This window comes from Streptomyces sp. NPDC033165 (assembly GCF_055577965.1).
Map to the genome: position 1 here is coordinate 603,161 of NZ_JBVIPK010000002.1, position 13,012 is coordinate 616,172.

Here is a 13,012-nt window from a genome sequence, read left to right on the forward strand (position 1 = left end):
CTCCAGCTACGCGGCCCGGCCCTCGCTCATGTCTCCATGGCGGGCGGCGACACGGGCGAGGACGAGCGCCGCCAGCGTCAGGGCACCCAGTGCGGCGGCCGTGCCCGGATAGCCGCCCAGTGCCAGTCCCACGCCGCCGAGACCGGCTCCGACGAACACGCCGAGGCTCATGCCGGCGGAGTTGATGCTCAGCGCGGTGCCGCGCAGCGAGCCGCAGCGGCGTACGAGGAGCGTGGTGACGCAGGCGGCGACCGTGGCGTGACCGGCGCCGACGAGGGCGGTCAGCGGGAGGGCGAGGAACAGGGAGTGGGTGAAGAACACGCCCACGAGTGCTGCCAGTGCCACCAGCAGGGCCAGGGTCATCAGCCGCTCGGTGGGGACCTTCGGCCGGTCGGCGCTCAGCAGACGCCCGGCGACGAGGTTCCCGAGGAAGAACGCGGTACCGCTCAACGTCCAGACGATGGCGAACGGCCCGGGGGACAGCGCGAAGCGCTCGTCGTAGAAGGCCGCCAGGTAGGCGAGGTACCCCATGAACGCCGCCGTCCGCAGCAGGGCGACGAACAGGAGCGGCACCACGCCCGGAAGCGCGCCCAGCAGTCTGAACGACGCCAGGTAGCCCGGCCGCTCCGCCTTGTCCGCCCCGGCCGCGCTGTCCTGCCCGGCCGGGTGAGGGCGGCGGCCCCGGAGAAGGAAGTACGCGGCGAGCACGGCCGCGACGGCGGCGATCGCCCACAGGTCGCCCTGCCAGCCCCAGAGCAGGGCGGGCAGGGCGACCAGGGGCGCGGCGAGCAGTGCTGTGAGGGACTGCGTGGCGGTGATGAGGGTCGCCGCCCGGCCGGAGGCCGCGTCGCTGTCGAAACGGTCGGCCGCCGCCGCGGTGAGCGCCGGGTTCAGCACGGCCGTACCGGCGCCGACGAGCAGGCAGAACGCCGCCAGCAGCAGGAAATCGCCGGTCGCGCCGAGGGCCGCCGAGAGGGCGAGCACGGCCAGCCCGCCCGCGGCCGCCCACTCCTTGCGTACGCGGTCGATCAGGGGAGCGAGGGCGGTTCCCACCGCGAGCGCGGCCAGGCCGCCCAGACCGCGCAGCTGGCCGAGCGCGGCGACACCGCTGTCCGCCGTGTCGGCGATGGGGACGAGGAACGTGCTGTAGATCGTGAAGGGCACCAGCCCGATGGCTGAGGCGAGCATGAGCGGCCACAGCAGGCGGGTCATCCTCCAGTCGCCCGGTACGGCCGCCACGCTCGCGGCCGGTTCCCGCGCGGCCCCGCCGGCCGCCTTGTCCGTGTCCACCGGGCCCGGGTCCTTGGTCTCGCTGCTCATGAGCCTGCCGCCCGGTACCGGTACAGCACGGTCTCGTCGGCGCTGAACTGTGAGAACGGGAAGGGCTCGGCGGAGAGCGCGGTGACGCCCGCGCCGAGGAAGGCACGCGCGACGGCGCCGCCGGTCTGCGCGTACACCACCAGCGGAACCTCCTGCTTGCGGCAGTGCCCCAGGATGACGTCGAAGCTGCCGTTGCTGAGGGTCATGCCGGTGGCGACCACGGCGTCCGCCTCGGCGAGGACCTGGTCCATGTCGTCGGTGACGGGGTCGCCCCAGTTGGTGGCGCGCAGGTTGAAGTCGCAGGGCAGCGGGGTGCCGCCCTGTTCGCGTATCGCGGCGACGAGCGGGTTGACGACGCCGATGAGAGCGACCTTGGCACCGGGGGCGATGTCCAGCAGTCCCGCGACGGCCGCGTCCCTGGCCCGGGCCCGCGTCTCGGGTGTGCCGGTCGGCAGGACGACGGGTTCGGCGTCGGGCGCGCCGCGATGCGGCTGAACGCGACCGAGGTAGGCGTCGAGGGCGGCGATGCGCACGGGTGCCGACTCGTGCCGGACGAGGGTGTCGAGGGTGTGGCCCGAGGCGTCCGCGCAGAACTCGGGGGCGAGGGCTCCGGCCTCGAAGGAAGAGGCCCCGAAGGCGTCCCCGGACCTCAGCAGCAGGTAGTTGTTGCGGTAGGTGACCTGGCTGCCGGCGAGCCGGGTGGTGTGGTGGAGCCAGAAAGCGCTGGTCACGGCGAGCTCCTGGGGCGGCGGCCCGTAGGCGCCGTCGAGAACCGCTTGCCGGAGGTCTGCCACGGAGTGCGGCTGCGAGGGAGACATGTCGAGTTCTTTCGTCCGGGGGTGATCAGGGGAGGAGGGCGGCTAGACCGCGCCGGGTACCAGCAGCGGTTCGCCGCGCACGAGGGCGCTGTCGCTCGGCGGCCAGTCCATCGCGGACCAGGGGTGCCGCAGCCCGTCCCGCGTCAGGACCTCGTGGGGCCGCATGGAGCCCAGACCGATGGCCTTGGGGTGGTCGGCGTAGGCGCTGTCGACGTAGCGGTGCCCGGTGTCGGCGGCGAGGAAGACGTACGTCCGGGAGTCGTCGCGCTCGCGCTCCCAGAGCGTGGCCAGGTAGGCGGCACCGGCGGACAGGCTGGCGAAGATGCCGCTGGCGCGCAGGAGTTCGACGGCGCCGGACATGGCGTAGTCGAAGTTGACCCAGTGGATGCGGTCGTACAGGTCGTGCCGGACGTTCTGGAAGGGGATGGAGCTGCCGATCCCCGCGATGATCATGTCGGGGTCGGAGACGTGCTCGGCACCGAAGGTGACGCTGCCGAAGGGCTGCACGCCGACGAGGGTGACCTCCCGGCCCGCCTCGCGCAGATACGTGGCGATGGCGCCGGTGGAGGCTCCGGTGCCGACCCCGCCGACGATGGACAGAGGTCCGTCCGGGACCTCCTTGCCGATCAGGTCGGCGACGTCGCGGTAGCCGAGGTAGTGGATCGAGTCGTGGTACTGCCGCATCCAGTGGTAGCCGGGGTTCTCGCGCAGCAGTTCGCCGATGCGCTCCACGCGCAGGTTCTGGTCCAGGCGCAGGTTCTTGGACGGCCGGACCTGTTCGAGCGTGGCGCCCAGGATCTCCAGCTGGACGCGGAGCGTACGGTCCACCGTCGTCGACCCGACGACGTGGCAGTGCAGGCCGTAGCGGTGGCAGGCGAGGGCCAGTGCGTGGGCGTAGATGCCGCTGGAGCTGTCGACGAGCGTGTCACCGGGCTCGACCTGCCCGGTCTCCAGCAGGTGGCGTACGGCGCCGAGCGCCGAGTAGAGCTTCATGGTCTCGAAGCGCAGACAGACCGCTCCCGGAGGGACCGCCACCACATCGGGCTCCTTGACGGCCTCCGCTATGTGCTCATGCATGTCTTTCTCCTCCTGGTCAGGCGGCAGGCCGACGGTTCAGCTTGAAGAAGTACGCCTGGCAGTCGTCGACCTCCCAGGTCTGGCGGTGCAGGATCTCCGGCCGGAACCCGGCGTCGACGGCGTACGCGACGATGCGCTTGAGCTCCGAGGTGTTGGACACGACCAGGTAGATCTCGCCGCCGGGTGCGAGCAGGTCCCGGTCGATGATCTGGTCGAAGAAGCGGACGACGATCTCGGCGCCCACGCAGACGTTGCGGACCACCGTCGGGTCGTCGCTGGTCCGCACGCTCACCGCGGGCGGGTTGAAGGTGATGACGTCGAGGCGGGCGGAGGAGGGGAACTCCTCGAAGAGGTTGGAGACCAGCGGACGGAAGGCGGTGCCGGGGCGGTCCCCGACGACGCGCTCGTAGTGGGCGGCGGCGGTGGCGACGCTGTCCGGGTGGACGTCGGCGGCGTAGATCTCGCGGGCGCCGGCCGTGCCGGCGATCACGGCCTCGACGCCCAGGCCGACACCGATGGCCGCGTAGGCGCGGCCCTTGAGCGGGATGGTGCCGTCCAGCAGCCGGTCGTGGACGATACGGCTGGTGTCGCCGGGCTTGAAGACGCCGGGCGGCAGGTCGAACGTCCAGCCGTTGTACGCGTACGTGCGGTGCGTGTGGATGTCGGACTTGGAGCTGTTGATGGCGAGGATCTCGTCCCGGGGCAGCGTGTCGGGCAGCGCGTCGAGCAGTGCCCGGGCGTCGCCCCTCGCAGCCGTGTCGCCCGCTGCGGTGCGGTCGGTCATGTGTCCTCCGTGGTCGGGGGTGTGGTGGGTCGTGAGTCGTTCAGGCGCCGGAGACGGACGGGGCGGCCTGATCGGTGGCCTTGAGCGCCCTGCCGAGATCCATGGCGTGGACGAGCTGCCGGGTGAGGGTGGCCCGGGGGGCCCGCAGCACCTGCTGAGGTGTGCCGGTCTCGACGATGTGTCCGCTGTCGATGACGACGATGCGGTGGGCGACGGCGGCGAGGAGTTCCAGGTCGTGGCTGACCCAGAGCAGCGCGGTGCCGTGCCGTTCACGCAGGGCGGCGAGTTCGGCGAGGACGGCGTCGGTCGCGTCGGCGTCCAGGGCGGTGGTGATCTCGTCGCAGACGAGCACGTCGGGTTCGGCGAGTACGGCGCGGGCGAGCGCGGCACGTTGCAGCTCGCCCCCCGACAGGCCACCCGGTCGGCGTGCGACGGTGTCGGCGGCGAGCCCGAGACGGTCCAGCATCCGCAGGGCCGTGTGCCTCGCCTCGTCGCGTGTGAGCCCCCGCAGCCGTACGGCGGTCCGGGCGACCTGTTCGGCGACCGGGCGCCGCTCGTCGAAGGAGGAGCGCACCTCCTGCCAGACGTACTGCACCCGTCGCTTCTGCTCGGCGGTGCGGCGGCGCAGCACCGGCAGCCGGTCGCCGTCCAGCAGCACGTCGCCGCGGTGGCGTTCGTGGAGTCCGGCGACGCAGCGGGCCAGCGTGGTCTTGCCGCTGCCGGACAGCCCGGCCACGCCGACGCAGGCCCCGGCGGGCAGTTGGAGGCCGACCCCGTGCAGCACGGGGCCCCGGTGGCGGCTGTGGAGGTGGGCGGAGAGGTTCCTCACGTCGAGGACCGGGGGGCCGTCGCCGTCGCGGGGGGCGTGTCGCGTGGTGGTCACCCCGCGCCGGGCGGGCAGGGCGCCGGCTGGGCCGCCCGACGCGGTCACCCGCCCCCGGTGCAGGACGACCACGTGGTCGGCCAGGGCCCGGACGAGGTCGTGGTCGTGGCTGAGGAGCAGGATCGCCAGGCCGGTGCGTGCGAGCTCCGCCAGCTCCCCGGCCAGCCTCATCCGGGTCACCGTGTCCAGGCCGGTGCTCGGCTCGTCGAGGACGAGCACCCGTGGGCGGCACACCAGCGTCTGGGCGAGTGCCACGCGCTGGCGCTGCCCGCCCGAGAACTGGTGCGGAAAGCGCCGCCCGGTGTCCCGTCCCGGCGGCAACTGGGCCGCGTCCAGCGCTTCGGCGACGGCCGCCGTACCGGTGGAGGCGGAGTGGTGCAGCCGGGCGAGCTCGGCGAGGACGGCTCCGGTGCGGCGGGCCGGGTTCAGGGCGCTGCCCGGGTGCTGGGGCATGTACGCGACCACCCGCCCGCGCAGTCCGGCGGCGGCCTTCGTGATGCCGTCCTCATCCACGACGGTCACGCCGTCGGCCGCCACCCCGCCGGTCAGGCGTACCCCCGGGCCCGCCTCACCGAGCAGGGCGAGGGCGGCCGTGGTCTTGCCGCTGCCGGACGGGCCGACGAGCGCGGTGACCCGGCCCTCGTACAGGTCGAGGTCGACCGCGTCGAGGAGCACGGTGTCCCCGGCACGCGCGGTCAGTGACCGCACGGAGACGATCGGGGTCATCGGACGGCCTCCTGCGTACGGCGGGAGCGGGCGAGCCGGCCATCGGCGAGCAGGTTGAGCCCCACGGTGAACATGACGAGCATCAGGGCGGGCGCCAGTACGGCCCACGGCTGGAGGAGCAGGCCCTCGCGGCTGCGAGAGATGCTCACCGCCCAGTCGGGAGCCGTCGGGTCAAGACCCAGGCCGAGGAAGTTGGCCGAGCCCACGAGAAACACGGCGAGGGTGATGCGGGTGCCGATGTCGGCGGCGACCGGAGCGAGCACCGAGCGTGCCACGTAGTCCAGTTGGACACGGAGCCGGGACTCGCCCTGCACCCGCAGTGCCTCGGCCACGGGACTGCTCGCCGCGTCCAGGGCCGCGGCCCGCACCAGCCGTGCCACCGGCGGGACGTTGACAGCCGCGATCGCGAGAGTGATGGCGGCGGGCGAGCCGCGCCAGCCCACCGCGACCACGCTGATCACGAGCAGCGTGGGCAGCGGCAGCAGCACGTCGAGGGGACGGATCAGCAGCTCGTCGGCCCAGCGGCGGCGGGCCGTCGCGGCCAGCAGACCGATGAGTCCGCCCGCCAGGTAGGCGACGGCGACCGCGCCGAGCGCCATGCCGAGCGCGCTGCGCCCGCCGTGCAGGAGCAGGGCCAGCACATCACGCCCCAACCCGTCCGTCCCCAGCGGGCTTTCGCTCCCGCCCGGGGCGTACGGGGCGTACGCGCCCGGCACGGCGGGATCGGCGAGGAGCGGTCCGAGGAGGGCGGCGCCCAGCGGCAGCGCCAGCAGCAGCCCGCCGACCGACACCATGGGCATGGCCGTGGCCTTCACCGAAGGACCTCCGTTCGCGGGACGAGTCGATGGCAGACCAGATCCGCCACCAGGCTGAACAGCAGGGCCGCCACCGCCACCACCAGGGCCAGGCCCTGCACGGTGGGCACATCGCGGGCTTCCACGGCACGGACGAGTGCGGTCGCCACACCGGGGATCGCGAAGACCGCCTCGACGACCAGCACCCCGCCGACCAGGTTGTCGCCCACCCGGGCCAGTTCCTGGACCCCGGGCACAGCGGCGTTGGGCAGGACGTGGCGCAGCAGCAGCGTCCGGCGCGGCACGCCGAGGCGCCGCGCCTGGACGACGTAGTCCGCCTTGAGGACCGTCACCATGCCCGCCCGCACCTGCCGCGACAGCAGGCAGACCATGCGGGCCGCCACCACCGCGACGGGCATGACCAGCAGCGCGGGCTCGACGAGGAGGTCCGCCGCGCCCACGCCGACCCAGGTGGCGGGCAGCCAGCCCAGCTTCAGCGACAGGCCGGCCACGAGCAGCAGCGCCAGCAGGAAGTCCGGTACGGAGCTGAGCGCGAGCGTCACGGACGTGACCGCCCGGTCCAGACGCCCGCCCTCGCGCAGCCCGGAGGCGATGCCGAGCAGCACCGCGAGCGGCACGACGACAACGAGGGCCACCGCGGCCAGCACCAGCGTGGGGCCGGCCGACTCGGTCAGGATGTCCAGCACCGGGCCGCCGCTCACCAGCGAGGTGCCCAGGTCGCCGGTGAGCACGCCCTGGGCCCAGTCGGTGAAGCGTTCCAGGGCCGGCCGGTCCAGCCGGAGCTGCTCGCGCAGCGCCGCCACCTGCTCGGGCGTGGCGTCCTCGTTGTTACGGACCTCGGCTGCGTCGCCGGGCAGCAGCGACGTCAACGCGAACACCAGCACCGCCAGCAGGGCCAGCTGGACGGCTCCGACGGCGAGTCGTTGCAGGGCGTACCCGCGCATCCTCAGGCCAGCCACACCTTGTCGAAGCGGGCGGAGTCCAGGGTGTTGGGAGGGGCGTCCTCGACGCCCCGCACCCGGGAGGAGACGGCGTTCAGCCAGTCCGGGTGACCCCAGATCAGCAGACCGCCCTCGTCGTGGACGGTCCGCTGGAGCTTTCCGTACAGCTCGGTGCGCTCGGCCTCGTCCGTCGTGGACTGGGCCTTGGCGAAGGTCGCGTCGAAGTCCTTGCGGCGCCACCCGGAGGCGTTGAAGGCGGACTTCGTCAGCAGGCGGTCGTTGATGTAGGTGGGGACGGTCATGGCGCCCGAGCGGTGGCTGCCCATCACGCCCTTGGTGAGCTGGTCCCTGAAGTACGTCTCCGACGAACCGCTCGTGACCCTCACCCGCAGTCCGGCGTCGGCGGCCTGCTCGGCGAAGAGGGTCGCCGCCTCCACGAAACCGCTGGCGACGGAGGAGGTGTAGATGGACAGCGGCTTGTTGAGCACGCCGGCCTTCTTCAGCAGCGCGCGGGCTTCCTCGACATCGCGCTTCCGCTGCGGAACGTCCTGCGGGTAGTACTGGTAGCCCTTGCCGAACATGTCGTTGCCGACCACGCCCTGGCCCGCCAGGACGACTTCGACCAGCTTCTCCCGGTCGGCGAGCAGCTTGAAGGCCAGCGTCACGTCCGGGTCGGTGAAGGGCTCCTGGTCGCACTTCATGACGATGGCCTGGGCGGTACTGCCCTTGGCGGCGACGATCCGGACCGACTTGTCGGCCTGCGCGGTACGGGCGAAGGTCGGCGTCATCTCGTAGCCGTACTCCGCCTCGCCGGCGCGCAGGGCGTTGCCGCGCGCGTCGGCCTCGGCGGACAGGATCCGCAGCTCGTCCACGTAGGCGCCGCCGTCCCAGTGGTCGTCGAAGCGCTCGGCGACGAAGGAGCGGCCGGCCTGGAAGGACTTCAGGCGGAAGGCCCCGGTGCCGACCGGCTCGGCGGGGTCGGAGTAACGGCTGCTGACGATCGACGTGCCCAACGTGGCCAGCAGGGCGGGCAGTTCGGCGTTCGGCCGGACCAGCTGGAGTTCGACGGTGTTCCTGCCGACACCCCGGCTCCTCTTCAGGTCGATGACCGACAGCAGGCCCTGCGCGAAGTGGTTGGTCGCCTTGGGGTCGAGTATGCGGCCGAAGCTGAACAGGACGTCCTCGGGAGTGAGCTTCTTCCCGTCGTGGAACGTGGCGTCCCGCAGGGTGAAGCGCCACACCGTCGCGTCGGCGTCGGCCTCCCACTTCTCGGCCAGCCTCGGCACCGGCGCCATGTTCCCGTCCAGCTCCACGAGCCGGTCGAACAGCGCCTTCGTGCGCGCCATGTCGATGGCCAGGGCCTCGGCGTGCGGGTCGATCGTCTCCTGTTCGCCGCCTCCGGTGAACAGCGCCCGGAGCTGCCCGCCGCGCCTGGGCTCCGCCTTGCCGTCCACCGAGCCGCCACCGGAGCCGGAGCCTGCCCCGCAGCCGGTGAGGACCAGGGCCCCGGCTGTACCGGCCGCGCCGGCCAGGGCGAGGAACTCTCGGCGGTTACGGAATGTCGACATGCTGCTCCCAGGAATCACGTGGCGTGGGCCCCGCGTTCCGGCCGCAGGACGGGTCGGCGGGCGCGGGGCTTCGCCAGCATCCTGTAAATGAAAATGATTGTCAACGTCGTGTTGTGGGTACCTCACGTCAGTGATCGGGTGCGGGCGGGGGTGTGCTTGCAGGTGTCTCGCTCCGGGCCGCCCCGGTTGACAGGTCGGCCCGAGCAGCCGGCGGCAGCCGGTGTCCCAGCTCTGCGAGACGGTGCAGCCCAGCGTCTGAAGCAGTCGGCCGAGCGAGGTGAGGGCGCGATCGAGATCGGGAAGCCCTGTCGGGGTACTCCCGAGCGTGCCCAGGCAGGTGTGAGTGAACGTGCCCGGACGTGGTGATCCACAGCCCGGTCAGCTGTCCTGACTTACCGTCAACGTCCGGATCTGGGAGGCCTGGTAGCTAGGTTGCGATGGGACGTGCGATCCAAGGCATCTCGGTCCGCTGACGGTTTATCCTTGCGGCCATGCCTACTCAGCCTCCGGAGATCCCGCCGCGCTCTGCTCGGCCAGGAGACGTCCGCGCCTCTCACGACGATCGTGAGGCAGTGGTGGAACAGCTGCGCGACGCGGCGGCCGAGGGGCGAATCGATCTCGATGAACTGGACTCGCGCCTGGAGCAGGCGCTGAAGTCGAAGACACACGCCGAACTGGCTGTGCTGACCGTCGACCTGCCGAGGCCGAATGCGCCGGAGAGCCGGCCGCCGCTGACCCTCAAGGGCGGCATGTACGGCGTGTCCCAAGGCCCCGGACGCTGGGAGGTACCCGGCCACGTGATCGCGCACGGAGGCGTGGGGGGTGTGAAGCTCGACTTCACCAGGGTCGAGTGCCGTCTCACGGAGGTCGTGGTGGAGGCGTACGGGGACACATCCGGTGTCACGATCATCATCCCCGACAGCTGGGCCACAGACACCAGCGGCATGGATCCCGGCGTCGGCGGCCTGAAGGACAAGACCACTCCCGACCGGCTCCCGGGAACTCCGCTGATCCGGCTCACCGGGGCAGGCGGCATGGGAGGAGTGGTCATCCGCCATCCCGGACGCCGGGAACGGCGCAAGCTGGACAGCAACCCGACGCAGAGCTAGGACGAATGTCTGGTCACGTCGACTCGTAGCTGTGTCAACGGCCTTGAAGTATGTCGTGGCCGCCGTCACGCGGCCACCGCCTCCCTCGTTCGACCAGGACGCCGTTCTCGAACCCGGCGCCGGAGCGGACCAGGGCGACGAGGTGGGCGCTGGTGATCGCGCGCCAGCGGCCCTGGGCGGACTCGACCAGTTCGAACACCGTCGCGAGGGCCGCAGCTGGGCTGCCGGCGCGGCGGGTGACCTTGGTCCGGAGCTTGACGGTGGAGAGCGTGGTGGGCATGAAGCCTCTCTGTTTCACCGGCCGGAACTGACCCGGGCCAGTTCGTGGCGCCGACTGTCGCAGCCGACGCAGCCCGGGGTCCCCTTGGGCCCCGGGCTGCGTCGCCGACAGGAGCCACCCAATCACGTCGGCTGGTGCCCTTCGGCGCTGGCGCGCGCCGGCGGGGCCAGCAGGTCAGAGCCCGAGCTTCTCTGCGGCCATGCGGGTGCCGCGTACGCGGGACTCGATCTTGGCGAATGCCAGGTCGCGGGAGGTGGAAGTGTCGTCGGCCCAAGGGGCGAAGCCGGCATCGTCGCAGGTGCCGAGGCGCTGGAGGGGAAGGTAGCTGGCCGCCTCCAGCACGCGGTCGCACACCTCCTCCGCGGTCTCGACCCGGGGGTCGAGCGGGTCGGTCACGCCGACGAAGATCCGCTGGTCCTCGGTCGAGCAGTCGCGGGCGACCTTCAGGACACGGCCCGGGTCCGGCTCGCTCGCCATCTGGAGGTAGAAGTTCCCGGCCTTCATCTTGAACAGGTCGGGCAGCAGTTCGGTGTAGTCCACGTCGAGGCTGTGGGTGGAGTCCTGGTCCGCGCCCGGGCAGGTGTGGATGCCGATGCGGGCCCGGTCGGCCGCGCTGAACCGGTCGAGGACCTCGGCGTCGAGGGCGACGAAGTCCCTGAGTACGCCCTTGCTCGGGTCCAGCTTCAAAGCCAGCCGTGGCAGCGAGCAGTCCATCTGCACACTGGCTGCGCCCGCCTCCAGGCACTTGCGGATGTCGGTCTCGGCCTCGTCGGTGAGGTTCTTGAGGTATGCCTCGCGGGGGTAGCCGGAGATGCCGTCGGCCGGGTACAGCAGGCTCAGCGCGGACGGAGCGACGACGCTCTGCTTCACCGGTCGGCTGGGCGATCTTCATGGCCTTCGCCAGATACGACACCGCATGGACCCCGTACCGGAAGGGCCCGGAGGTGAGGCTGGGCAGGGACCGGGTGTGGCCGTCGGCGAACGGGATGACCATGCCGTCCTGGGCGAGGTCCACGCCCTTCAGGGGATAGGTGAAAGCGCTGGGCTTGGCTTGGTCGCCGTCCACCACAACGGGGGAGCCGGTGGCCTCCAGCCGCGTGATCGTCTCGGTGAGGGCCTGATCCGGAAGACGGTCGAGCCCGCTGGCGTTCGGCACCACTGATCGCTCCGAGGTCGAGAGGTACTGCGCGGCCAACGACATCTCCTTCGAGTGGCGTGGCGAGGAACTGCGCACCAGGCAGCGCCGCCCCGCGGTGCTGCACCATCCCGCCGATGGCCGGCGGCTCTGGTTCAACCAGATCGCCTTCCTCAACCAGTGGACGATGGCGTCCGAGGTGCGTGAGTACCTGGTCGACGTCTACGGCCCGGAGGGCCTGCCGTTCAACACGAGTTACGGCGACGGCGGCGAGGTCACCGAGGACGTCGTCGCGCTGATCAACAAGGTGTACGACTCCGTCACTGTCGCCGAGCCGTGGCGCCCTGCGCTGGCTCGACGAGTACGCACCGGGCGCGGACGTCAGCGCCGTGGCTGTCGCACCGGATATGGGCGACAGATACCTGGACTCGGTCTATCACCGGTGCTGGGTCGAGGAGATCTACGGCAGCGCGGCGCTCGCCGGTGAATTCGAGGAGCCGAGGAACTTTCGATGATGTCCACAACAGGTGTTGCCTGATGACGGAGCTGCTGGAACACGGTATCCGCGACAACGGTGCCCGCGACGACGCCGCCCATACACTCGGCGGTGACGCCGCCACCGTGGCGGCGGTCGTACGGGAGATGCTCCACGCCGCGGACGGCCGGGTCGACTCACACGGGTTCGTGGCAGCCGCCCGTGATGCCTGGGACAACCTCCCAGCCCCGCTTCGCCAGGAGATCCGCCAGTTCCGCCGGCACTCCGGCCCCCGCGGCCGCCTGCTGATCCGGGGGCTTCCGGTGGGCGACGAATCGCGGCCCACCCCGTCGACCGCCGACTCGGTCCAGCGGGAGGCGTCAGTCGCCGCCGCGATCCTCCTCATGATGGCCTGCGGACTCGGCGACCCCGCCGCGTATCTCCAGGAGAAGTCCGGAGCCCTGGTGCAGGACGTCGTGCCCGTCCCGGGCCGTGAGGAGTTCCAGGGAAACGCCGGATCGGTCCTGCTCTCCTTCCACACCGAGAACGCGTTCCACGAACACCGTCCGGACCACGTCATGCTGCTGTGTCTGCGAGCCGACCACGGGGGTGTGGCGGGCACGCGTACCGCCTGCGTGCGTGAGGTCCTGGACCTGCTCAGCCCGGCGGCACGGAAGACGCTGAGCCTGCCCGAATTCACCACCGAGGCTCCACCGTCGTTCGGAGCCGGCAGTAAGGGCGCGCCACCACCCGGTGCTGGGCGGATCCTGGACCGACCCGGATCTGCGCGTCGACTTCGCCGCCACCCGGGCCACCACGGAGGAGGGGGCCACCGCCCTCGCCGAACTGGGCGCACTCTCCGAGCAGGTGTCGACGACGTCGGAACTGCTTCCTGGCGACCTGGTCATCGTCGACAACCACGTCACCGCGCACGGCCGTACCGCGTTCACCCCTCGCTACGACGGCCGGGACCGTTGGCTGCAGCGCACCTTCGCGCTGACCTCTCTACGACGCTCGCGGGGGCAGCGTCAGGACGACGGTTACGTGCTGGTTGAATGAAATCGAACTCAGCCGCGACGGG

General features: G+C 71.6%; 11 protein-coding genes and 2 pseudogenes. 3 read left to right on the forward strand and 10 right to left on the reverse strand.

What is annotated here, in order from left to right; translation table 11 throughout:
- Positions 1-6: 6 nt before the first annotated feature.
- The 8 genes from ACZ5WC_RS07095 to ACZ5WC_RS07130 are packed head-to-tail and all read right to left on the reverse strand — an operon-like array spanning position 7 to position 8,932.
- Entirely contained in the window at positions 7-1,320 is a 1,314-nt protein-coding gene (locus ACZ5WC_RS07095) for an MFS transporter (RefSeq protein ID WP_468539832.1), read from the reverse strand.
- Positions 1,317-2,138, reverse strand: coding sequence for a Rossmann-like domain-containing protein (locus ACZ5WC_RS07100; RefSeq protein ID WP_468539833.1), 822 nt, complete (start codon positions 2,136-2,138; stop codon positions 1,317-1,319). The genes ACZ5WC_RS07095 and ACZ5WC_RS07100 overlap by 4 nt, the downstream gene beginning before the upstream one ends.
- A gap of 42 nt (positions 2,139-2,180) precedes the next feature.
- Positions 2,181-3,215, reverse strand: a complete 1,035-nt coding sequence (locus tag ACZ5WC_RS07105) for a pyridoxal-phosphate dependent enzyme (RefSeq protein WP_468539834.1) — start codon at positions 3,213-3,215, stop codon at positions 2,181-2,183.
- 16 nt (positions 3,216-3,231) lie between these two features.
- Positions 3,232-3,999 carry a class I SAM-dependent methyltransferase gene (locus ACZ5WC_RS07110; protein ID WP_468539835.1) on the reverse strand — a complete coding sequence of 256 codons (768 nt, stop codon included), beginning with the start codon at positions 3,997-3,999 and terminating at the stop codon, positions 3,232-3,234.
- Positions 4,000-4,039: 40 nt separating this feature from the next.
- Positions 4,040-5,608, reverse strand: coding sequence for an ABC transporter ATP-binding protein (locus ACZ5WC_RS07115; protein ID WP_468539836.1), 1,569 nt, complete (start codon positions 5,606-5,608; stop codon positions 4,040-4,042).
- Complete coding sequence (locus ACZ5WC_RS07120) at positions 5,605-6,423, reverse strand: ABC transporter permease (RefSeq protein ID WP_468539837.1); 819 nt, start codon at positions 6,421-6,423, stop codon at positions 5,605-5,607. The genes ACZ5WC_RS07115 and ACZ5WC_RS07120 overlap by 4 nt, the downstream gene beginning before the upstream one ends.
- Complete coding sequence (locus tag ACZ5WC_RS07125) at positions 6,420-7,367, reverse strand: ABC transporter permease (protein ID WP_468539838.1); 948 nt, start codon at positions 7,365-7,367, stop codon at positions 6,420-6,422. Before ACZ5WC_RS07125 ends, ACZ5WC_RS07120 begins: the two co-directional genes overlap by 4 nt.
- 2 nt (positions 7,368-7,369) lie before the next feature.
- Positions 7,370-8,932 (reverse strand): ABC transporter substrate-binding protein, encoded by a 1,563-nt coding sequence (locus tag ACZ5WC_RS07130; protein ID WP_468539839.1) that lies wholly within the window; start codon positions 8,930-8,932, stop codon positions 7,370-7,372.
- Positions 8,933-9,423: 491 nt separating this feature from the next.
- Here ACZ5WC_RS07130 and ACZ5WC_RS07135 point away from each other — a divergent pair, with 491 nt between their 5' ends.
- Positions 9,424-10,041: a DUF1707 SHOCT-like domain-containing protein gene (locus tag ACZ5WC_RS07135; RefSeq protein WP_468539840.1), complete on the forward strand. Its 618-nt coding sequence runs from the start codon at positions 9,424-9,426 to the stop codon at positions 10,039-10,041.
- Between the two features lie 34 nt (positions 10,042-10,075).
- On the opposite strand, the pseudogene ACZ5WC_RS07140 reads toward ACZ5WC_RS07135, so the two are convergent.
- Both ACZ5WC_RS07140 and ACZ5WC_RS07145 read right to left on the reverse strand, forming a co-directional pair.
- Positions 10,076-10,315: pseudogene (locus tag ACZ5WC_RS07140) on the reverse strand (IS256-like element IS6120 family transposase); the annotation flags it as partial.
- Between the two features lie 180 nt (positions 10,316-10,495).
- Positions 10,496-11,191, reverse strand: a complete 696-nt coding sequence (locus tag ACZ5WC_RS07145; RefSeq protein WP_468539841.1) for a uroporphyrinogen decarboxylase/cobalamine-independent methonine synthase family protein — start codon at positions 11,189-11,191, stop codon at positions 10,496-10,498.
- 383 nt (positions 11,192-11,574) lie between these two features.
- Between ACZ5WC_RS07145 and ACZ5WC_RS07150 the strand changes: the two genes are divergently transcribed.
- A complete protein-coding gene (locus tag ACZ5WC_RS07150; RefSeq protein ID WP_468539842.1) occupies positions 11,575-11,943 on the forward strand; it encodes a hypothetical protein in 369 nt (122 codons plus the stop codon).
- A 50-nt stretch (positions 11,944-11,993) separates the two neighbouring features.
- A pseudogene (locus ACZ5WC_RS07155) lies at positions 11,994-12,990 on the forward strand (TauD/TfdA family dioxygenase).
- Positions 12,991-13,012 lie beyond the last annotated feature (22 nt).